The organism is Streptomyces sp. NPDC057137, from assembly GCF_042670825.1.
GTDB lineage: Bacteria > Actinomycetota > Actinomycetes > Streptomycetales > Streptomycetaceae > Streptomyces.
Window position 1 is genome coordinate 1 of record NZ_JBHUUW010000028.1, and the last position, 20719, is coordinate 20719.

General features: G+C 70.4%; 17 protein-coding genes. 3 read left to right on the plus strand and 14 right to left on the minus strand.

Features of this window, described 5'->3' with window-relative positions:
* Positions 1-458 precede the first annotated feature (458 nt).
* The gene (locus ACFT9I_RS21965) at positions 459-1466 is read right to left on the minus strand and encodes a stage II sporulation protein M (RefSeq protein ID WP_382566603.1); all 1008 of its coding nucleotides are present in this window, start codon (positions 1464-1466) and stop codon (positions 459-461) included.
* A gap of 119 nt (positions 1467-1585) precedes the next feature.
* On the opposite strand from ACFT9I_RS21965, the gene ACFT9I_RS21970 reads away from it, so the two are divergent.
* The gene (locus tag ACFT9I_RS21970; RefSeq protein WP_382566604.1) at positions 1586-2509 is read left to right on the plus strand and encodes an RDD family protein; all 924 of its coding nucleotides are present in this window, start codon (positions 1586-1588) and stop codon (positions 2507-2509) included.
* 6 nt (positions 2510-2515) lie between these two features.
* Here ACFT9I_RS21970 and ACFT9I_RS21975 read toward each other — a convergent pair whose 3' ends face one another.
* From ACFT9I_RS21975 to ACFT9I_RS22015, 9 genes are all read right to left on the minus strand, one after another.
* Positions 2516-3130 (minus strand): hypothetical protein, encoded by a 615-nt coding sequence (locus ACFT9I_RS21975; protein ID WP_382566605.1) that lies wholly within the window; start codon positions 3128-3130, stop codon positions 2516-2518.
* A 184-nt stretch (positions 3131-3314) separates the two neighbouring features.
* The gene (gene ahcY / locus ACFT9I_RS21980; protein WP_382566607.1) at positions 3315-4772 is read right to left on the minus strand and encodes an adenosylhomocysteinase; all 1458 of its coding nucleotides are present in this window, start codon (positions 4770-4772) and stop codon (positions 3315-3317) included.
* 294 nt (positions 4773-5066) lie between these two features.
* A complete protein-coding gene (locus ACFT9I_RS21985) occupies positions 5067-6122 on the minus strand; it encodes a cation diffusion facilitator family transporter (protein ID WP_382566610.1) in 1056 nt (351 codons plus the stop codon).
* Positions 6123-6220: 98 nt separating this feature from the next.
* The gene (gene manA / locus ACFT9I_RS21990; RefSeq protein WP_382566611.1) at positions 6221-7390 is read right to left on the minus strand and encodes a mannose-6-phosphate isomerase, class I; all 1170 of its coding nucleotides are present in this window, start codon (positions 7388-7390) and stop codon (positions 6221-6223) included.
* A gap of 157 nt (positions 7391-7547) precedes the next feature.
* Positions 7548-8684, minus strand: coding sequence for an SIS domain-containing protein (locus ACFT9I_RS21995; RefSeq protein ID WP_382566612.1), 1137 nt, complete (start codon positions 8682-8684; stop codon positions 7548-7550).
* A gap of 47 nt (positions 8685-8731) precedes the next feature.
* On the minus strand, positions 8732-8914 hold the full coding sequence (locus tag ACFT9I_RS22000; protein WP_382566614.1) for a Trm112 family protein: 183 nt from the start codon (positions 8912-8914) through the stop codon (positions 8732-8734).
* Positions 8915-9147: 233 nt separating this feature from the next.
* Positions 9148-10506, minus strand: a complete 1359-nt coding sequence (locus tag ACFT9I_RS22005) for a phosphomannomutase/phosphoglucomutase (RefSeq protein ID WP_382566616.1) — start codon at positions 10504-10506, stop codon at positions 9148-9150.
* 75 nt (positions 10507-10581) lie between these two features.
* The gene (locus ACFT9I_RS22010; RefSeq protein WP_382566617.1) at positions 10582-12198 is read right to left on the minus strand and encodes an L-lactate permease; all 1617 of its coding nucleotides are present in this window, start codon (positions 12196-12198) and stop codon (positions 10582-10584) included.
* A gap of 201 nt (positions 12199-12399) precedes the next feature.
* A complete protein-coding gene (locus ACFT9I_RS22015; protein ID WP_382566618.1) occupies positions 12400-12825 on the minus strand; it encodes a DUF3499 domain-containing protein in 426 nt (141 codons plus the stop codon).
* A 270-nt stretch (positions 12826-13095) separates the two neighbouring features.
* Between ACFT9I_RS22015 and ACFT9I_RS22020 the strand changes: the two genes are divergently transcribed.
* A complete protein-coding gene (locus tag ACFT9I_RS22020) occupies positions 13096-13524 on the plus strand; it encodes a metallopeptidase family protein (RefSeq protein WP_382566718.1) in 429 nt (142 codons plus the stop codon).
* Positions 13525-13589: 65 nt separating this feature from the next.
* Here ACFT9I_RS22020 and ACFT9I_RS22025 read toward each other — a convergent pair whose 3' ends face one another.
* From ACFT9I_RS22025 to ACFT9I_RS22040, 4 genes are all read right to left on the minus strand, one after another.
* Positions 13590-15185, minus strand: a complete 1596-nt coding sequence (locus tag ACFT9I_RS22025) for a DUF5719 family protein (RefSeq protein ID WP_382566620.1) — start codon at positions 15183-15185, stop codon at positions 13590-13592.
* The gene (locus ACFT9I_RS22030) at positions 15182-18997 is read right to left on the minus strand and encodes a glycosyltransferase (RefSeq protein ID WP_382566622.1); all 3816 of its coding nucleotides are present in this window, start codon (positions 18995-18997) and stop codon (positions 15182-15184) included. The genes ACFT9I_RS22025 and ACFT9I_RS22030 overlap by 4 nt, the downstream gene beginning before the upstream one ends.
* 278 nt (positions 18998-19275) lie before the next feature.
* Complete coding sequence (locus tag ACFT9I_RS22035; protein WP_023541320.1) at positions 19276-19539, minus strand: WhiB family transcriptional regulator; 264 nt, start codon at positions 19537-19539, stop codon at positions 19276-19278.
* A gap of 288 nt (positions 19540-19827) precedes the next feature.
* Positions 19828-20094 (minus strand): hypothetical protein, encoded by a 267-nt coding sequence (locus ACFT9I_RS22040; RefSeq protein WP_382566623.1) that lies wholly within the window; start codon positions 20092-20094, stop codon positions 19828-19830.
* A gap of 122 nt (positions 20095-20216) precedes the next feature.
* On the opposite strand from ACFT9I_RS22040, the gene ACFT9I_RS22045 reads away from it, so the two are divergent.
* Positions 20217-20717: a cysteine dioxygenase gene (locus ACFT9I_RS22045; protein WP_382566624.1), complete on the plus strand. Its 501-nt coding sequence runs from the start codon at positions 20217-20219 to the stop codon at positions 20715-20717.
* Positions 20718-20719 lie beyond the last annotated feature (2 nt).

The following is a 20719-nucleotide window of genomic DNA, read 5'->3' on the forward strand; positions in this document are numbered from 1 at the left end:
GGCGTTGACTTTTGGCACGCTGTTGAGTTCTCAAGGAACGGACGCTTCCTTTGTACTCACCCTCTCGGGCTTTCCTCCGGGCTTCCCTTCGGTTCTTGCTGTCCTGCGTTTCCGACTCTATCAGACTCTTTTCGCGTCTTACTTCTCATGGAGAAGCAGTCCCGATTAAGAGATCCAATGGCCTTTGGAGTGGCCCTTTGCCTTTCGGCGAGCCCGACATTATCAGAAACATCCGGGCCGAACTAAATCGGCCGCTGTGATTCGGAAGACGTATCGGAAAGCTCGGCGGAAATTCGATTCCCGCTCCGAGCTGAGTAGACATTAACCGCCGCTCTCGAACTTGTCCAGCTTCGAGGCAACCGTTCAAATCTACCTCCCCACACAGACCCTGTCAACGATCGGCAGGGTTTTTTGTGGAGCGGAGAGGAGACTAACAGGTCAGCGACCCACAACGCACATCAGGCTGCCGTGGGCAGTTGGGCGCTCCGGTCGGCGCTCTCCACATCGCCCGTGTCGCCCGCGCGGGCCGCTCGGCCGCCGAGCACGTACACGTAGGCCAGGAAGGCCAGTTCGGAGAAGACGCCGATCGCTATGCGCGCCCATGTCGGCAGGCCGGACGGGGTTACGAAGCCCTCGATCAGGCCCGACACGAAGAGGATCAGAGCGAGACCGATGGCCATGCCCACGGCGGCTCGGCCTTGTTGGGCGAGCGCTGTGCGGCGGGTGTACGGGCCCGGGTCGATCAGGGTCCAGCCGAGGCGGAGGCCCGTACCCGCGGCGACGAACACGGCCGTCAGTTCGAGCAGGCCGTGGGGCAGGACCAGGCCGAGGAACGTGTCCAGTCGGCCGGCGGACGACATCAGGCCGATGCCGACGCCGAGGTTGAGCATGTTGAGGAAGAGGATCCAGATCACCGGGAAGCACAGGAAGGCTCCGAGGACGAGGCACATGGCGGCGGCCTGGGCGTTGTTCGTCCATACCTGGGCCGCGAAGGACGCCGCCGGGTTACTTGAGTAGTAGGTCTCGTACTCACCGCCGGGGCGGGTCATCTGTCGGAGGTCTTCAGGGGCCGCTATCGCCGCCTGGACCTCGGGGTGCGCGGATATCCACCAGCCGATGATCGCGGCGACGAGCACCGAAAGCAGCGCGGTCGGTACCCACCAGTGGCGGGCGCGGTACACGGCGGCGGGGAAGCCGGCCGTCAGGAAGCGGGCGGCGTCGCGCCAGCCGGCGCGGCGGGTGCCGGTGACGACCGAGCGGGCTCGCGCGACCAGCTGCGTCAGGCGCGCGATGAGCATGGGGTCCGGGGCGCTGGACTGGATCAGGGAGAGATGGGTGGATGTGCGCTGGTAGAGGGCGACGAGTTCGTCCGCCTCGGCACCGGTGAGGTGCCGTCCACGGCGCAGCAGAAAATCCAGGCGGTCCCACTCTGGTCGGTGGGCCGTCACGAAGATGTCGAGATCCATGGGCGGCTGCTGCTCCAGGCGCTGGGTGCGTACGGTCCGTACTACTGCGGCACGTTGCAGGCCAGCTTGGCAGACTGAGCGGTCCGGGGGCAGAGAAGGTCGGCGAAGGGTGGGCATCGGTGAATGAGCTTGTGACGGGCGACGCGGTCGTATTGGGGCTGCGCCCCGCGAAGCTGCCGAGCCGGGCGTTGGCCGTCGTCATCGATCTGGTCGTGGTGTGGGCCGCGTACATCGTGGTCTCGATCGTCCTCACCGTCGCTACAGGTTCGCTGGACACGGCCGCAGTGGCGGCGCTGGCGGTCGCGAGCTTCCTGCTGATACCCGTGGGTGTGCCGATCGCGGTGGAAACCCTCAGTCATGGGCGCTCGTTGGGGAAGTTGGCCTGCGGGCTTCGGGTGGTGCGTGACGACGGCGGGCCCATTCGTTTCCGTCACGCGCTGGTGCGCGGGGCGATCGGTGTGGTGGAACTGCTGATGTCCTTCGGCGTCATCGCGTGCATCGCCTCGCTCGTGTCCGCGCGTGGGCGCCGGGTCGGGGACCTGTTCGCGGGGACGTTGGTCGTACGCGAGCGCGTACCGGCCGACCGGGCCCGCGCCGTACCGCCTCCGCCGCCGTGGCTCGTCGGCCGGTTCTCCGAGCTGGATCTGTCCTCGGTGCCCGACGATCTGTGGCTGGCCGTACGGCAGTACCTGACTCGGATGGGGCAGCTCGACGCCGGCGTCGGCTGGTCGATGTCGCAGCGGCTGGCCCATGATCTGGCGGCGCGTACGGGCGTACCGCTGCCGCACGGCGTACCGCCGGCGGCGTATCTGGCGGCTGTGGTGAACGAACGGCAGGCGCGGGACTCGCGGCGGGCCTTCGGCTCCGCGGCTGCTGCAGCCGCTGCGGCCGGCCCCGCCAACGGGCCGACGGTGCGGCCCCCTCGGGTGCGTCGGCCCGTTGGCGCGCGGCCTGAGGGAGAGCCTCGGGACGTATCGCAGGCACCAACTCCCGAGCCTGGTCCGGCCGTCCCCCCGGCTTCCAAGTTCGCGCCACCCGCCTAGGCCCTGTCAGGGCAGGGCCGACGGTGGGGTTTCGAGGTCTTCGAGCTCGATGCCCGGCGCCGCCACGACCACGTCGCCGCTGATGTGGACGCTGTGCTGCTCACCGGTGTCCAGGGCGCTGACCTGGTACTCGTCCACGGTCAGAGGTCCATTGTCAGTGGCATGCGCTTCACTTCTCAGTAGCGCCCAGGACTGGTCGAGAGTGCGGGGGGCGAGGACCGGGTCCGTGAAGGCGACCAGACGGACTCGGGTCGCGGGAGAAGCGGGAGTGAGACGGAGAAGGCGGGTGATCGCGATGAGGAACGCGGGGGACGAGCCGGTGAAGGCGTGGGCGCGGACATTGCCTTCGGTGGCCTCGGTGCCGGTGGGGTCGGTGCGTACCCAGGTGACGCCTTCGAGTGCGGCGGCACGGACCCGCCAGCTGGCGGCGTGCAGTTCGAGCCTGATGGGGCGGCCGAGTCCGTCGAGGGTGAGGTCGACGGAGCCGGCGTGGTCGCCGGCGGGCGCGGTGATCTGGGAGACGTAGCGCCAGCCGGAGGGGCCCGGCGCGCAGTGGAAGTGTTCGTCGCCCAGGGGGGTGTGGTCGTGCGGGTCGTGGAGTGAGTAGCGGCCACGGGGCATGTGCGGGAGTCCTTCGGTGTCCTCGGGGGCCGTGCCGTGAGACCGCACGGAGTACCGCCCGCGTACACACGGACCGCCTGGACCGGAAGCCGGTGTGCCAGGGGTCGGAGAGCGGGGCAGGCCCCCAACACGGGGGTGTGGGGGCCTGCCCGTACCGCTGGTGTCAGCGGCGGGTCGCTGTGGGTCAGTAGCGGTACTGGTCGGGCTTGTACGGGCCTTCGACCTTCACGCCGATGTACGCGGCCTGCTCGGGGCGGAGCGTCGTGAGCCGCACGCCGAGCGCGTCGAGGTGGAGGCGCGCGACCTTCTCGTCGAGGTGCTTGGGCAGCACGTAGACGTTGGTCGGGTACTCCTCCGGCTTGGTGAAGAGTTCGATCTGGGCCAGCGTCTGGTCCGCGAACGAGTTGGACATCACGAAGGAGGGGTGACCGGTCGCGTTGCCGAGGTTCAGCAGACGGCCCTCGGACAGCACGATCAGCGTCTTGCCGTCGGGGAACGTCCAGGTGTGGACCTGCGGCTTGACCTCGTCCTTGACGATGCCCGGGGTCTTCGCGAGGCCGGCCATGTCGATCTCGTTGTCGAAGTGGCCGATGTTCCCGACGATCGCCTGGTGCTTCATCTTGGCCATGTCCGAGGCCATGATGATGTCCTTGTTGCCCGTCGTGGTGACGAAGATGTCGGCGATGCCGACGATGTCGTCCAGCGTGGCGACCTGGTAGCCGTCCATCGCCGCCTGGAGCGCGCAGATCGGGTCGATCTCGGTGATGATCACGCGGGCGCCCTGACCGCGCAGGGACTCCGCGCAGCCCTTGCCGACGTCGCCGTAACCGAAGACGACGGCGACCTTGCCGCCGATCAGTACGTCGGTGGCGCGGTTGATGCCGTCGATCAGGGAGTGGCGGCAGCCGTACTTGTTGTCGAACTTCGACTTGGTGACGGCGTCGTTCACGTTGATCGCCGGGAAGAGCAGGGTGCCCTCGCGGTGCATCTCGTAGAGACGGTGGACACCGGTCGTGGTCTCTTCGGTGACGCCGCGGATCTCGGACGCCAGGAGGGTCCACTTCTGCGGGTTCTCGGTGAGGGTGCGGTTGAGGAGACGGAGGATGTAGCCGTACTCCTCGCTGTCCGCCGTGGCCGGGTCGGGGGCCGCGCCGGCCTTCTCGAACTCGACGCCCTTGTGGACGAGCAGGGTGGCGTCGCCACCGTCGTCCAGGATCATGTTCGGGCCGGCGGTGGAGGCGTTGGGCCAGGTCAGGGCCTGCTCCGTGCACCACCAGTACTCTTCGAGCGTCTCGCCCTTCCAGGCGAAGACGGGGATGCCCTGCGGGTCGTCCGGGGTGCCCTTGGGGCCGACGGCGATCGCGGCGGCGGCGTGGTCCTGGGTGGAGAAGATGTTGCAGGACGCCCAGCGGACGTCGGCGCCGAGCGCGACCAGCGTCTCGATGAGGACAGCGGTCTGCACGGTCATGTGCAGGGAGCCGGTGATGCGGGCGCCGGCGAGGGGCTGCGCCTCGGCGTACTCCCTGCGGATCGACATCAGGCCGGGCATCTCGTGCTCGGCGAGGGTGATCTCCTTGCGGCCGAACTCGGCAAGCGAGAGATCGGCGACCTTGAAGTCCTGTCGGTTGGCGACAGTGGTCATAGCGAGCTGCTCCTCGTAAAGGGGTCGAGGGTGGGTACGGCTGACTCTGCGGCGGGCGGGCATACGAATGCCCGGACGTACGCAACGCAGTCCGTCGGAGGCCCTCTCTCCCTCGGCCGGTCCGCGCCGCAGACCGCCCGACCGCCATCAGCAGCGACGTCTGGCTCTGCTGACGAATCTACACCGATCGGCCCAGCGCCCCACAGCCCGCCGGGGTCCGGATCCCGTCTCCGGTGGGCAAGGAGGCCCCGGCGCGAGGTGCGCCGGGGCCTCTTTACGGATGCGAGCAGCTGGTCAGTGGTCCTTGTCCGCCTCGGGGGTCGACTCAGCGGTCGGCTCGGGGGCCGCCTCGGAGGTCGGCTCGGAAGTCGCCTCAGGGGCCGGATCGGCATCCGTGCCGCCCGGCGACTTGGCGGGGTTGGTGCCCGTCGCCGCTGCCGCCTCGCTGAAGATGTCCGGCTCCAGGTAGATCACACGGGCGATCGGGACCGCCTCGCGGATCCGGGTCTCAGCCGCGTTGATCGCGTGTGCGACCTCGGCCGCCGTGTCGTCGTGCTCGACCGCGATCTTGGCTGCCACCAGCAGTTCCTCGGGGCCGAGGTGGAGCGTGCGCATGTGGATGATGCCGGTGACGACGTCGCCGTCGACGATCGCGGCCTTGATCTTCTCCACGTCCTCGAGACCGGCGGCCTCGCCGAGCAGCAGGGACTTCGTCTCGGCCGCCAGGACCATCGCGATCACGATCAGCAGGATGCCGATGCAGAGCGTGCCGATGCCGTCCCAGACGCCGTCACCCGTGGCGAGCGCCAGGCTCACACCCAGGAGCGCGAGGATCAGACCGACCAAGGCGCCGAGGTCCTCCAGGAGGATGACTGGGAGCTCGGGAGCCTTGGAGTGCCGGATGAACTCCTTCCAGGAGCGCTTGCCGCGCGTCTGGTTGGACTCGGCGATGGCCGTACGGAAGGAGAACGACTCGGCGATGATCGCGAACACGAGGACGCCGACCGGCCAGTACCAGGCCTCGATCTCGTGCGGGTGCTTGATCTTCTCGTAGCCCTCGTAGATGGCGAACATGCCGCCGACGGAGAAGAGCACGATGGAGACGAGGAACGCGTAGATGTAGCGCTCACGGCCGTACCCGAAGGGGTGTTCCGGGGTCGCCTCGCGCTTCGCCTTCTTGCCGCCGAGGAGCAGCAGCCCCTGGTTGCCCGAGTCGGCGAGCGAGTGCACGCTCTCGGCGAGCATCGACGACGAACCGCTGAAGAGGAACGCCACGAACTTGGCTACTGCGATCGCGAGGTTGGCGGCGAGCGCCGCCACGATCGACTTGGTTCCGCCTGACGCGCTCATGGGTGCGGTGGATCCCTTCTTCGGTCTGCGGCCCTGGCGCCGCGGTACGGCGGCACATTGTTGCAGCCGACGAAGGGGACCGTACGCGAAGCGGTGGTTCAGGCGATGACGGTGGCACGGAAGACCGTGCCCGTACCGGTCAGTTCGGTCTTTTCGCCTGCGGGGACGAAGACCGAAGCGCCGGGGGTCAGGTCGATGTCGTTGGCGCGCGGCGTGCCCTCGGTACAGAGGAGGATCTGGGGGGTGCCGGCGGTGAGTTCGCGGGGCGCCGCACCGGGTGCCAGGGCGTAGCGGGACAGCCGGAACTCGTCGATCGGGGTGTCGTACAGCTCCTCGCCGGACGGCGACGCCTCGGGGCGGAGTACGGCGGGTTCGGTCGCCTCGAAGCGCACGATGCGGAGCAGTTCCGGCACGTCGACGTGTTTGGGCGTGAGGCCGCAGCGCAGCACGTTGTCCGAGTTGGCCATGATCTCGACGCCCAGGCCGTTCAGATACGCGTGCGGGACGCCTGCGCCGAGGAAAAGGGCTTCGCCGGGCTGGAGTTGTACGTGGTTGAGCAGCATCGCCGCGATGACGCCCGGGTCGCCGGGGTAGTTGTGGGCGATCGACACATATGGCGAGTACTCGCCGCCGAGGCGTGCGGCGGCTTCGGCCGAGGAATGAACGGTGTGGGACATCTCGTCGGGGTCGGCGGTGAGCACAGCGGTGAGGACCTCGCGCAGCGCGGCTTCCTCGGGGTGCGCGTGCAGGAGGTCCACGTACGGCTTGAGCGAGTCGACGTCCAGCCGGGCGAGAAGTTCCGCGGTCTCGGCGGGGGCGCGGAAGCCGCAGAGGCCGTCGAAGGGGGTGAGGGCGCAGATCAGTTCGGGCTTGTGGTTGGCGTCCTTGTAGTTGCGGTGCGGCGCGTCGATGGGGACGCCCTGGCGTTGCTCCGCCTCGTAACCCTCCTTCGCCTGGGCGAGGTTGGGGTGGACCTGGAGGGAGAGAGGTGCGCCGGCGGCGAGGAGTTTGAGGAGGAAGGGGAGGCGTGGACCGAATTTCTTGACGGTGGGGGCGCCGAGTTCCGCCTCGGGGGCTGCTGCGATGAGGTCGGAGAGCGGGTGCTCGAGAGGGGTGGTGGTGCGGTTGATACGGGACGGGGCCCCCGGGTGGGCGCCCATCCACATCTCGGCCTGGGGCTCGCCGGTGGGGGCGGTGCCGAGCAGTTCCGGGATGGCGGTCGTGGAGCCCCAGGCGTAGGGGCGCACGGTGTTGGAGAGGCGGTCCATGGGTGCTTCCTTGTCGCGGGGCGTACGGGCGAAGTGCGGAGGTGCCTGAGGAACGGGGGGTGAGTCAGCAGGGGGTTAGTCAGCGGGGGGTGAAGTCGGGCGGGCGTGAGGTGTGTTCAGTGCGGGGGTCGGTCGGGGAAGCCGAGGCCGGTCGGGGTCATTCGCGGTTGCCCGAGGCCAGGGCCAGGTAGACGGCCGTGAAGTCGGTGACGGCGACGAGTTCCGCGAGGGCTTCGAGTTCGCTGCCCTCCTGCGGCTCCAGTTCGCTGATGGCCGTCTCGTGGCTGATGGCGAGTTCGCGGGCGGCCGGGGCCGCGGTCAGTCCGCCGACGGGTCGGTCGCGGAGCAGCACGATACGGGCGCGCAGCGCCTGGGGCTCCTCGACGCGGTCGCGGAAGAAGTCGTCGGGGTCGGCGGCGCCGCCGGCGAAGTCGCCGCCCAGGAGGAGGCCGTGCGCGGGCAGGGCGCCGGGCAGCTCGGCCGCGAGCGCGGGGCGGCCGGACAACTCGGCCAGTACGGCGGCGAAGCGGCGCCCGGCGGGGGCGGCGGCCGTGCCTTCCGTCCAGATCAGCGGGAGGCTGTCGGCGAGTTCGGCGGCGAGGGTTTTCGCCGGGTTGCTGTAGGTCGCGATGGCCGGGCCGCAGCGTTCCGCCGTGCTGTCGAGGCGGTCGGCGACGAGTTGAAGCGTCTCGGTCGGGGCGGTGAGCAGTCCGACGCGGTCGAGAAGCGAGAGAAGGGGGGTGAACAGTGCCCAGAGGGCGCCCGGGCTCGCGGCCTGGATCTCCTCGTACTGCTCCTGCGGTGTCGGCGCCATGGGCACGGCGAGGCCGTGTGTGCCGTCGACGGCCTCGCTGAGCGGGGACTGACGCGGGGCGACGGCGACGACGGTGCAGCCGCGGCGGTACGCCTGCTCGGCCAGCAGAGCAAGGCCGGGTTCGCCGCCGTCGGTGGTGGCGATCAGGAGCAGGTCGACGGGGCCGGCCCAGCCGGGGAGCGCCCAGCGCAGGGCGCCCGCGGCGGGAGCCACGCCGGTGGGGCGCAGCAGGGTGACGGGCGCGGCGGCACCGGCGAGCGCGCCGAGCAGGTCGGCGACGCCGAGTGCGGCGGTGCCGGAGCCCGCGAACAGGACGGCGCGGGGGCGGCCCTCCGGGTTGAGCTGCTCTATGCCCGCCTCGGCGGCGTGCCGGACGGCGGTACGTACGCGCGCCCCGGCCTCCGCGGCACCGAGGAGCAGCCCACGGTGGTCGACGCGGGCCAGCGCGTCCGGCGCGTCGAGCAAGGACTCGTCGAGCATGGCGGGGTGGGTCTCCGATCGTTGCGCGGGCCTGCGGAGCCGGGTCTTCAGGCGGGGCGGCGGGCCTCGTCGACGAGGAGTACGGGGATGTCGTCCCGGACCGGGTAGGCCAGGCCGCAGTCCGTGCCGGTGCAGATCAGCTCGGGGGTGTCGGCCGCGGTGCGGTCGTCGAGCGGCGCGTGGCAGGCCGGGCAGGCGAGGATCTCCAGGAGGCCGGCTTCGAGCGGCATGTGGTGGGTGTCCCTTCGAACGAGCTGAGGTGTGTGGGGTGGTGCGGATTGGGCCACGTCAGCCTACCGCCGGAGGGTGGGGTGGGGCTCGTTCTGGGGGCGGGCCCTGGTGGGGCGGGGCCGAGCGGGGTGGGCCTGCGGCGCTCTCCCCTACCGCCCACCCTCCCCTTCCCTCCCCGAACTGGGGCGAGCCGCGTCCTCAAGCACCGGACGGGCTGGGTCGCCCGGCCGTCTCAGGAGCGGATCAGAGCCAGTGCCTCGTCCCTGATCTTGGACATCGTCGGTTCGTCGCGGGCCTCCACGTTGAGGCGGAGCAGTGGTTCCGTGTTGGAGGCGCGGAGGTTGAACCACCAGTCGGGGGTTGTCACCGTCAGACCGTCGAGGTCGTCGATCGTGACGCCCTCGCGGTCGGCGAAGGTGTCTCGTACGGCGGTCAGGCGGGCGGCCTGGTCGTCCACCGTGGAGTTGATCTCTCCCGAGCCGGCGTACCGGTCGTAGGAGGCGACGAGTTCGGACAGCGGGCCGCTCTGGCCGCCGAGCGCGGCCAGGACGTGGAGCGCGGCGAGCATGCCCGTGTCCGCGTTCCAGAACTCGCGGAAGTAGTAGTGCGCGGAGTGCTCGCCGCCGAAGATCGCGCCGGTGCGGGCCATCTCGGCCTTGATGAAGGAGTGGCCGACGCGCGTACGGACCGGGTTGCCGCCGTGCTCCCTGACGACCTCCGGGACCGACCAGGAGGTGATGAGGTTGTGGATCACCGTGCCGCCGGGATGCTTGGCGAGTTCACGCTCGGCGACCAGGGCCGTGATCGCCGACGGTGACACGCCCCTCCCCCGCTCGTCGACGACGAAGCAGCGGTCCGCGTCGCCGTCGAAGGCCAGGCCCAGGTCCGCGCCTTCGGCCAGCACGCGCGCCTGGAGGTCCACGATGTTCCGGGGATCGAGCGGGTTGGCCTCGTGGTTGGGGAACGTGCCGTCCAGCTCGAAGTACATCGGGACCAGGTCGACGGGCAGCCCCGCGAAGACTGTGGGGACCGTGTGGCCCCCCATGCCGTTCCCCGCGTCGACCACGACCTTCAGCGGGCGGATCGCCGAAAGCTCGACCAGGGACAGCAGATGTGCCGCGTAATCGGTCAACGTGTCACTCTGCGTGATCGTTCCCGGCTGCGCCGCCCGCTCCGGGGGCCCCTCGGCCAGCCAGGTCTCGACCAGCGCGCGGATCTCGGCCAGGCCGGTGTCCTGCCCCACCGGCGCGGCGCCGGCGCGGCACATCTTGATGCCGTTGTACTGCGCCGGGTTGTGCGACGCGGTGAACATCGCGCCCGGCAGATCCAGCGCCCCGCTCGCGTAGTACAGCTGGTCCGTCGAGCACAGCCCGATCAGCGTGGCGTCCGCCCCGCGCCGGACGGCGCCCTTGGCGAAGCTCGCCGACAGGTGGGGCGAGGAGGGCCGCATGTCGTGACCGACGACGATCGCCGTGGCACCCGTGACTTCCACGAAGGCCGCTCCGAACAGCTCGACGAGCCGGTCGTCGAGCTGGTCCGGATATACGCCACGTACGTCGTACGCCTTCACGATCTGGCCCAAGTCGGCCACGGCCACCCCTCCTGAGGTTTCTGCGGACAGTCAGCACAAACTACCCGCGCCCTCGGCGAGATCCGACGACAGCCCCTACGGCAGCATCCACCCCAGGACGAAGGTGCTCTGACCCACCACGATCAGACACATCACCAGCAGCAGTCCGAGACTCCACGGCAGGACCTTCCTCAGGAGGTCACCTTCCTTGCCCGCGAGGCCGACCGCGGCGCACGCGATCGTCAGATTCTGCGGAGAGATCATCTTGCCGAGCACTCCACCGGAGCTGTTCGCCGCCGCCAACAGCTCGGGCGACAGGCCGGATTCACGTGCCGCCGTGACCTGGAGCGCGCCGAAGAGCGCGTTGGCCGAGGTGTCGGAGCCGGTGACGGCGACGCCGAACCACCCCAGCACGGGCGAGAGGAACGCCAGCCCGGCGCCCGCCGCCGCGACGAAGTGGCCGATGGTGGCCGCCTGTCCGGAGAGGTTCATGACGTACGCGAGGGCCAGCACGGACACGACGGTGAGGATCGCGTACCGCAGTTCGTGCAGGGTGGCCGCCCATTCCTTCAGCGCGTCCTTCGCCTTGAGGCCGATCACCCCGGCCGTCAGGAGGCCCGCGATCAGGACGAGCGTGCCGCCGGTCGAGATGAGCGGCAGCGAGAAGACGTTGGCCCCGACCGGCTTCCCCTCCGAGTCGGCGACGTCGAGGAACGGCCAGTTGAAGGACCGCGTCGCCTTGGCCAGCAGGTCCTTGACCGGTGGGATCTGCGCGAGGGAGAAGATCACCACGATCAGGCCGTACGGGGCGTAGGCGCGGACGACTTCGCGGCGGTCGTCCGCGACGTCCAGGTCCTCGCTGCGCGCGCCCTTCAGTACGGAGGTCCGCACCGCCTCGTCGGCCGGCTTGCGCGCGCTCGGTACGGCGAGCAGCGCGGCGGCGCCCACCAGCGCGGCCCCGATGTCGGCGAGTTGGGCCGAGACGAAGTTCGACGCGACGAACTGCGCGACGCCGAAGGCGAATCCGCATGCCAGGGCGGGCGCCCAGGTCTCGCGCAGGCCCCGCTTGCCGTCGACGAGTCCGACGAGCACCAGGGGTACGACCACGGCGAGCAGCGGCGTCTGGCGGCCGACGACCGAGGCGACGGTGTCCAGCGGCAGTCCGGTCACCTGGGCCAGGGTCACCACCGGCGTGCCCATCGCGCCGAAGGCCACGGGCGCGGTGTTGGCCACGAGGGCGACGACGGCCGCCTTGACCGGGTCGAAGCCGAGCGCCACGAGCATCACCGCGGAGATCGCGACGGGGGCGCCGAAGCCGGCGAGCGCTTCGAGGAGCGCGCCGAAGCAGAAGGCGACGACGAGCGCCTGGATGCGCGGGTCGTCGGAGAATCGCCCGAACGAGCGTCGCAGGATGTCGAAGTGCCGGGTGCGGACCGTCATCCGGTACACCCAGAGGGCGTTGACGACGATCCACATGATCGGGAAGAGACCGAAGACGACGCCCTGCGCGCCGGCGGAGACGGTCTGGCCGATCGGCATCCCGAACGCGAGCCAGCCGACCAGGACGGCGACGGCCAGACCGATGAGTCCGGCGCGATGAGCCTTCATACGGACGGCGCCGAGCAGCACCAGCACGGTGACCAGGGGAAGCGCGGCGACCAGGGCGGACAGGCCGAGTGAATCGGCGACGGGTTCCAATTGCTGTTCGAACACGACAGGGGCCTCCGAATTCCGCGATGCGGAAAGTGATCTCTCACGGCTGGGAGGCATGATCGTGTCCACGACAAGTGAGGTCAATGGCCCGTGCAGGATCCGTCACGGAAACCCACGGACGGATTCAGCGCGACCGGGAGGCCCGGCCGGACTCAGGATTCGGGAACCAGCGCCAAGAAGCGGGGCCGGCGGGAGCCGGGCTCAGGAATCGGGGGAACGCAGCACCCGCAGGTGCCCGCGGCGCCCGACCTCCGTCTGATCCGCCCCACGCGGTCCGCCGCCGGGGCCACCCGCGCGCTCCGGAGGGCGCGCGGCCTCACGCACCGCGTTCGCCAGGGCTTCGAGATCGTCACCGCTGGGCCGGGCCGGCGCCGAGCCGTCCGTGAGCCGGACGACCTCCCAGCCGCGTGGCGCGGTGAGTCTCTCGCTGTGTTCTGCGCACAGGTCATAGCAATGGGGCTCGGCATACGTGGCGAGCGGGCCGAGGACCGCGGTCGAATCGGCATAGACGTACGTCAGTGTCGCGACAGCGGAACGGCCGCACGCGGTGCGCGAACAGCGACGTACAGGGCTCACGATGTTGGACGGTACCGCACTCTTGAGCGGGCCGCGACGACTCTCCCCCACGCCACTCGACCGTGTCGTGACACGGCATTCGCCCCGCCCGGCGCGCTTGTAACTGCCCTGACCTGCACGGGAAGAGGCGTAACCGGCCAATCACCGTCAGTGATCCAGTCATCACTTGGGGCAAATCCCGCCAATGAAGGCGAGCGCCACGATCCGGCGGACCTAGCGAAACGAGCCCAAGCTTGGCCGGAATGCTCAATTTGCGACATGCCGTCCGGCGGGCTCGCGAGGCCGTCGCGGCGTCTCCCGGAGAGCTACCCTGCGTCAGTGATGGACAGTCCCGTACCGCCGCAGCCGACCGAGCCGAGACCCCGCCGCCGTGACCGCCACGGCCGCGGAATGCGCGGGCCGGTCGCCCCGCCGCAGGTTCCGCTATCGGCGAGCCGCTCGGACTCGTTCCGTGATCTCGTACGGGACTCCGTGGAGCGGTTGGAGCGGCGCTGGCCCCAGCTGGCGGAGATCGACTTCCTGGTGCTCGACGTGCCCGGCGCGGAGGACGAGTCGGTACCGCTCGGCCGGTCCGTTCCCGAGGGCAAGGACCGGCCCGCGCGCATCGTCGTCTACCGGCGGCCCGTCGAGATCCGTACGAAGAACCGCGAGGAGCGCGCCATGCTCGTCCACGAGGTCGTGGTCGAGCAGGTCGCCGAACTGCTCGGGCTCTCACCGGAGTCGGTCGACCCGCGGTACGGCCAGGACTGACCGCGCGGGACCGACCGCACGGGACCGACCGCACGGGACCGCGAGCGTGGCGGCCCCGCCCGGCGTCACTTCAGTACGGAGAGGTCTTCCTTCGTCGCCGGTACGGAGACCATGCCCCGGTCGTCCGGCATCGTCTGCACCGTGAACATCGGTACGCCGTCCTGCGTCACCGCCAGCGTGCGTGCCGCGTAGACCGGACCGCCCGACTCGGACTCGACCGTCAGCGCGTACGAGCCCTTGAGCCCCGCCGGCACGGGCGGGGTGACGGCCTGTGTCGTACCGCCCTTGACGGTGTACGTCTTGACGGTCTGCTCACCGCCCCCGCTGCCCGCCGAGGCCGTGACCTTCACCGTCCCTGCCTTGTCCGGCGCGGTGAGCGACAGCGTCGAGCCCTTGGCCTTGTTGTCGGTGACCGTCGCGCGCTCCGTCACGGGGCCGGTCGCCGGGATGAAGGCGACCTCCTGGTCGGTGCCCTTGCCCCGTACGACGCGCAGCGCGGCGACCACCGGGGTCTCGCCCCTGGCCTCTCCCGGGCCGATGAGGACCGAGCCGGCCTCGCCCTTGGTGACGTCCCCCAGGTCGAGCGAGGCCGTCATGCCCGACTTCACGTTGAGCGGCTCGGCGGCGGAGGAGGGGACGATCGTGCCGCTCTTGCCAGCCAGTTGCACCTTCAGCTCGGCGTCGTCCTCACCGGGCGCGAAGACCACCAGTCGTACGGAGGTGGCGTCGGCCGGGATTCCGGGAAGCACCGCGCGGGGCGCGGGATCGGCCGATGCGGCCAGCCAGTCGCCGCCGATCTTCTCGTCGGCGGCGTTCACCACGGCGCCCACGCGGCCCGTACGGCTGCTGACATGGACGGTGACGTTCGGCTCGGCCTCGCCCGTGAGGGTCGACAGCAGGACGGGGACGCTGGAGCGCGCCGGGACCGGAATGCCTTCTCCCGTCGTGGACTTGAGAAGGCCCTCCTTGCCGTACAGCGCGATGTCGACGACGGCCGCCGTGTCGTCCGGGTTGGTGACGTGGACGTAGTCCTGGCGCGACTTGTCCGTGGACGCGCCGGGGAACCAGAAGTCGGTGTCGGGGGCGGTGCAGGTCATGCCGAGCAGCCCACGCGAGTCGCCGGCCGTGACCGTGGTGGTCTGCTGGGTGGTCCAGCCGGGCGCGAGAGAGCCGGTGGCGGTGCCGACGAGCGCGGGGGCGTCCGCGCCCTTCTTGGTCCCGGAGACGGGCTTACCGGGCTCCTTGAGGGCCAGGAACGGCTTGGCCTTCGCGTCCGCCCCGTCCGCCGCGGGCTCCTTCGCCTCCTCGTCCTCGGCCTTGTCGTCCTTCGCTTCGTCGTCCTTCGCCTTGTCGTCGGTCTTCTTCTCGTCGTCGGCGGTGTCCGTGTCGTCCAAGGGCGCGACGGACGGCGCCAGTTCGGCGGCCCCACCCGTGCCCTCCCCCGCCGTTCCGGCCGGGGTGAAGGACGTGTACACCGTCTCGGCGAGCTCCGACGTGCTCGGCGCGGGGCAGAGCAGGCTGCTGCGCTCCACGGGTACCCGCGCGGGCGCCTTCGCCGTCGTCGTCGTGTCGGCGGAGTCGGGCGCGGTGACGGCGGCGAACCCGGTGACCGCCGCGAGTGCCGTCGCGGCCGCGATGAGGGAGAGGGTCGTGCGGTTCACTGGTTGCTGCTCCCGTCGGGACGCTGCTCGTTCTCGTTGCCGTCGGTGTACGGCTGTTGGGCGTCGGTGTAGGGCTGCTGCCCTTCCGCGTACGGCTGTTGGACGACGTATCCGTACTGGTCGTACTGCACCTGTGCCTGCTGCTGGTACTGGTCCGCCGGGTACTGCGGGTAGATCTGGTACCCGTCGGCGTCGTACTGAGGAGCGCCTTCGTACTGAGGAGCGCCCTCGTACTGCTGCGTGCCCTCGAACTGCTGCGTACCGTCGTACTGCTGCCCGCCCTGGTAGGGGGCGCCTTCGTACTGCTGCTGTTCGTTCTGCCCGCCTTGGTACTGCTGTTCATTCGTGTACGAGCCGTAGTCCGCGCCCTGGTAGGCCGTCTGGGCCGGCCGGCCGCCGTCCCACTCTCCGTACGACTGCTGCTGCGGAACAGCCGCGGCGGCGACGTACGGGGCCTCCGCCGGCTCCGGCGGAACGGTCTCGGCAGGGTCGGTGCCTTCCACCGTCTCCGTCCCCGGCTCGGCCTCCGCCTGCGCGGCGGCCCGCAGCCTGCGTGCCCGGCGCCCCTCGCCCGACACGGGCTGTGCTGGCACCTCGGCGCCCTCCTCGGGCAGGTCGTCGTCGATCTCCTTGCGCCGCCCCGGCAGGGCGAGCACGAGCAGTACGACGGCGAGCGCGCCCTGCGCCCAGACCCACGCGCTGTGGGTGAACGTGTCCTCGTAGGTGAGGTCGAGCCTGCCGCCCTCGGCGGGGAGTTCGAATCCCTGCGCCCAGCCGTCGACGGTCGTCTTCTCCAGGACGCGGCCGTCGAGCGTGGCCTGCCAGCCCTCGGCGGCCCGGTCGGCGATCCGCAGCACCCGACCGGCCTTGCCGGCCGGGATGTCGGTGTGGGCCTCGACCGTGGACGACCCGACGGGCAGGGGCTCGGCGTCGCTCTCGCCCTCGACGATCGTGGCCCGCGAGATCTGGCGGTCGACGCGCCACAGCGCGCTGCCGTCGAGCTGGCTGAGCCTGCTCAGGCCGGGGGTGGAGTCGAGCACGCGCGACATCTGCGCCGGGGCGCCGTCCCGCACGAGGACGTAGCGGATCGCGAAGCCGCTGAGCTGGTCGGTCTGGTCCGCGCCGGAGCCCGCGACGAGGCGTCCGACGACCTTGTCGAGCCCGGGGTCGCTGCCGCCCGACTCGGTCAGCTCGGCGTCACCGAGCCGGCCGCCGGAGCCGCGCACGAGCGAGTACGAGACCTCCGCGGGCGACGTACCACCGAGGATCAGCGTGCGCGGCTGGTCGCGGGTGATGCTCTCCTCGGCGACGAACGCCGGTACCTGCACCGGGTCGCGCCGCTCCAGCGGGCCGGACGCGCCGCTGATCATCCAGCCGCCCGCCGCGAGCAGCGGCGCCGCCCCTGCGGCGAGGGCGATGACCGCCGCGACGGGCTGTCGCCAGCCGAAGCTCTGGCTGGCGACGCGCTCCTTGGCGCCGTCGGCGCCGAGCACGGCCGCCGCGATGAGCGCGAGACCGTAGACGAGGGTGGCGGGGCCCGCCCAGCCGGAGTTGTTCGCGAGGACGGCGAAGACCAGCGCCACGAGGGCGGCCACCCAGGCCGCCCGTACGGCGAACTGCCGCTCGCCGCGCAGCAGCGCGGCCAGTGCCGCCAGGACGACGCCGAGCAGCAGCACCCCGCCCGCGGCCTTGGGGCCGCCGGGGCTCATGCCGAGCAGATCGAGCGCGGTGGCCTGTCCCGTACCGAATTCCAGTCCCGCTTCGCGGAAGAGGTCGCCCGGTGCCGTCAGCAGCGAGAGCGACCAGGGGGCCAGCACGAGCAGCGGGGTGCCGACGACGGCCAGCAGGCGCAGCCCGTACGCCACGATGTCGTCGCGGCGCAGGGCCAGGACGACGAGGCCGAGGACGAGCGCCATCGGCCAGACGACGGGCGTGAAGGCCATCACGAAGGTGAGCAGGAAGGTGTAGGCCCAGGTGGCGCGCCAGCTGCCGCGCGTGGTGCTCGGGGCGCCCGCGGTGCCCGTCTGGGGGTCGGCGCGGAAGCCGTACGCCGCGACGGCCGCCCGCGCGATCAGCGGCAGCAGGATGGCCAGCACGGCCGTGCCGAGCCGCCCGGTGGCCAGGGCGCCGGTGGCGGCGGGCAGGAAGGCGTACGCGACGCTCGCCCAGGCCCGCAGCAGCTTCGACTCGATGAGCGGCCGGGAGGCGAAGTACGCGGTGACTCCGGCCAGCGGTACGGAGCAGACGAGCAGCAGGGTCAGCGCGAAGCCGGTCGACCCGAGGAACAGCGCCGACAGGGCGGCGAGGACCGCGAGGTACGGCGGCGCCGTCTGGGTGCCGCCCGTTCCGATGGGGTGCCAGCCGTCGGCGTAACGGGACCACAGGCCCGCCACCTCCGGCGGCGCGGGCAGCAGGGCGCCGCCCGCGAGTGCGCCGCCGCCGAGCAGTGCGCGGCAGGCGACGAGAGAGACGACGAGAAGTACGGCGAACAGGACGGGGCCCGGCTTGTGCGCGAGGCGCTTCAGCCGCGCGAACTGCTCGATCTCCAGAAAGTCCGCGTCGTCCCCGCCGGGGCCCGACTCCACGACGCCGTGGCGTGAGCCACCGGCCTCAGTCTCGGAGCCGCCACCGAGGCTTCCAGCTACTTGCTCGACCGTTGCCCGGACGGTGGCGCCGGGTGGCGGGAAAAGCGCGCGAAGTTCGCTTGCTTCGACGACGCCTTTGCCTCGTCGTTTTCGCGCGCCGATGATTCTGCCGGGCCGCAGGAGCGTGCCCGACAGACCCATGACTTCGTCGACGGCCTGTCCGGGCGCCTTGCCTACCAAGTAGGCGACGGTGCGCAGGAGCGTGCCGACGACGAGCCGCAGTAGTACGTAGGGCAGCACGGCGCCGCGCGAGTTGACGAGCATCGTGTAGACGGCGCCGGCCTTGTCGACCCGGTGCGGGTTGACGACGGAGCGGCCCGCGCAGTCGACGGTACGGCGCTCGCGTGCGGCGGCCTCGGCGTGCCGGAGGACGGCGTCGGGTGCGACGAGCACCCGGTGTCCCGCGGCGTGGGCGCGCCAGCACAGGTCGACGTCGTCGCGCATCAGGGGGAGCCTGCGGTCGAAGCCGCCGAGTTCCTCCCAGACGTCCCGGCGGATGAGCATGCCCGCGCTGGAGACGGAGAGCACGGTACGGACCTGGTCGTGCTGGCCCTGGTCCTGTTCACGCCGGTCGAGGCCGGTCCAGCGGCGTCCGCTGTTGGCGATGGAGACGCCGACCTCCAGAAGCTGCTTGCGGTCGTACCAGCCGCGCAGCTTGGGGCCGACGATCGCGGCGTGCGAGTCGGTGTCGACGACGCGCAGGAGTTCGGTGAGGGCGTCGGGGTCGGGCGCGCAGTCGTCGTGGAGCAGCCACAGCCACTGCACGGGTTCGCCGTGGGGCAGTTCGGGCATGTCGTACGCGTCGTCGTGCCAGGTCCGGGTGGCCGGGTCCCAGCCGCTCGGGCGTTTCAGATACGGCAGGTCGTCGGGCGTGAGCACGCCGGCGGTACGGATCGCCTCCTCGACGGCCGTACCGAAGCTGGTGCGGCGGGCGAGGTGGACGACGCGGTCCGGGCCGAGCGATTCGGTGAGCAGCGTGGCCGATTCGTCGGCGCTGCCGGTGTCGGCGGCGATGACGTTCTGTACGGGGCGTTCCTGGCCGATCAGCCCGGTGAGGGCGTCGGGGAGCCAGCGGGCACCGTCGTGGGAGACGAGCACCGCGGTCACGACGTGCCGTGGGTACTCCGGTGCGGTGGCTGAATCGAACGCGGCTGTGGTGGCGGACATCGAGGTAGGGGCCCTCCGGCCGGGGGGTCGCCCCGACGGGGCGTTGGGGCGTCTCGGACGGGGCCCCACACTAACGGTACGAACAAGCGCCGGATCGCCGAGCGCCTGGACAAACCGGACGACCTGGGAGACAGCGCCGGGCCGGGCCGCCCGCGCCGGTCACGACAACGGTCCGCCGCCTGCGAAGAGGACGCAGACCACGGACCGTTCAGAAAATGTCGCGCGAGGTAACACGCGGGCTATCGCGCAGGGTGCGACTGGAGAATGGCCGGAACTGTTCAAACCGCGGCCTTCTTGAGACGGCGGCGTTCACGCTCGGAGAGACCGCCCCAGATACCGAATCTCTCGTCGTTGGCGAGGGCATACTCCAGGCATTCGGAGCGGACCTCACAGGCGAGACAGACCTTCTTCGCCTCGCGGGTGGAGCCGCCCTTCTCGGGGAAGAAGGACTCGGGATCGGTCTGGGCGCACAACGCGCGCTCCTGCCAGCCGAGTTCCTCGTCCGCGTCCTCGACCAGCAGTTGTTCGAACAGCTCGGTCATGTGCGCCCCTCGTCTGTCTTTACGTCCCCGTGCTTGCGGCCGTTACCGTTTTCGGCCGAACGACACGAGTGAAATTACAAGTGTGCGGATACGAGCCAGTCAAGCCGAGATCTGCTATTGGTCCCGGTATTCACTCTGCGGAACCAAGGCTATGCGGAAAGTGTTCAAATCACCAAAAACCTGACACATGCCACTGGCCTGCCCGCATCCACTCCTCCCCGAGGGAGACGTCAGGAGCCTCGTCGGTGTTGCGATCCAGCCACGGAAGCGATCCGAATCACAGTCCGATCACGGCAGCGCGACGGTGTTTGCGAGCACGGCTGCTGCGCCATGTCTCCACGTCAGCGGCTGCACAAACCTTTCTCCGAACTCAGTAACCGGATGAGGTGAAACATTGCCGCCAAATCGGTCATTGAGTTGACAAGCGGGAACCGTTCCCGCCACCTTTGAATGCATGCCGGTCAACTCAGCCTCGTACGCGATCCACACCCGTGGATTCCGCAGCGCTGTCCAGGCCCGCTGTTGCTGTTCCTGTTGTCCGAGCTGTTGAGCCACTGAAGCTCCGGCCGAACACATCGTTCGCCCCGTTCGCACCGTCTCCGCGTTTTCGCGCTTCTCGCATCTCCGCTCACCTCCCGTAGCTCGCTCAGGCCTTCTGCCGAGGAACCTCCACACCCATGAACAGCGACAGCGACCTTCAGATCGCAGGCGACCTCCTTGAGGTGCCGCACCTTCTCCAGCCCGCGCGGGAGCATCCCGGCACCGTGGCCGAGTTCGCCGGTCTGGCCCGTGCCATCGCCGCCGACCGCGCGCGGTGGGCCACGCTCGTCCGGTACGACGCCACCAGCCGCTGGTACCACCGGCTGAGCGCCGGCCCCGGCTACGAGGTGTGGCTGCTCTCCTGGGTGCCCGGCCAGCGCAGCGGCCTGCACGACCACGGCCGCTCGTCCGGCGTCCTGACCGTCCTCGACGGCGAACTGACGGAGCGTACGCAGACGGCCAGCCGCTCGCTCGGCGGCGGCGCGCAGCGGGTCTTCGCCCCCGGATACGTCCACGAGGTGGTCAACGATTCGCTCGAACCGGCCGTGAGTCTGCACATCTACTTCCCGGGTCTGACCGAGATGCCGATGCACTCCGCCCGGTGCGCCCCGGCGGCCCAGGATGTCGTACCCGCCTGACA

Excerpts from the sequence above, each read along its gene's own strand:
- ACFT9I_RS22030 (WP_382566622.1), bottom strand. The coding sequence starts at position 18,997 with ATGTCCGCCACCACAGCCGCGTTCGATTCAGCCACCGCACCGGAGTAC.
- ahcY (WP_382566607.1), bottom strand. The coding sequence starts at position 4,772 with ATGACCACTGTCGCCAACCGACAGGACTTCAAGGTCGCCGATCTCTCG.
- ACFT9I_RS21995 (WP_382566612.1), bottom strand. The coding sequence starts at position 8,684 with ATGCTCGACGAGTCCTTGCTCGACGCGCCGGACGCGCTGGCCCGCGTC.
- manA (WP_382566611.1), bottom strand. The coding sequence starts at position 7,390 with ATGGACCGCCTCTCCAACACCGTGCGCCCCTACGCCTGGGGCTCCACG.
- ACFT9I_RS21985 (WP_382566610.1), bottom strand. The coding sequence starts at position 6,122 with ATGAGCGCGTCAGGCGGAACCAAGTCGATCGTGGCGGCGCTCGCCGCC.
- ACFT9I_RS21965 (WP_382566603.1), bottom strand. The coding sequence starts at position 1,466 with ATGGATCTCGACATCTTCGTGACGGCCCACCGACCAGAGTGGGACCGC.
- ACFT9I_RS22045 (WP_382566624.1), top strand. The coding sequence starts at position 20,217 with ATGAACAGCGACAGCGACCTTCAGATCGCAGGCGACCTCCTTGAGGTG.
- ACFT9I_RS22000 (WP_382566614.1), bottom strand. The coding sequence starts at position 8,914 with ATGCCGCTCGAAGCCGGCCTCCTGGAGATCCTCGCCTGCCCGGCCTGC.
- ACFT9I_RS21975 (WP_382566605.1), bottom strand. The coding sequence starts at position 3,130 with ATGCCCCGTGGCCGCTACTCACTCCACGACCCGCACGACCACACCCCC.
- ACFT9I_RS22035 (WP_023541320.1), bottom strand. The coding sequence starts at position 19,539 with ATGACCGAGCTGTTCGAACAACTGCTGGTCGAGGACGCGGACGAGGAA.
- ACFT9I_RS22020 (WP_382566718.1), top strand. The coding sequence starts at position 13,096 with ATGGACAGTCCCGTACCGCCGCAGCCGACCGAGCCGAGACCCCGCCGC.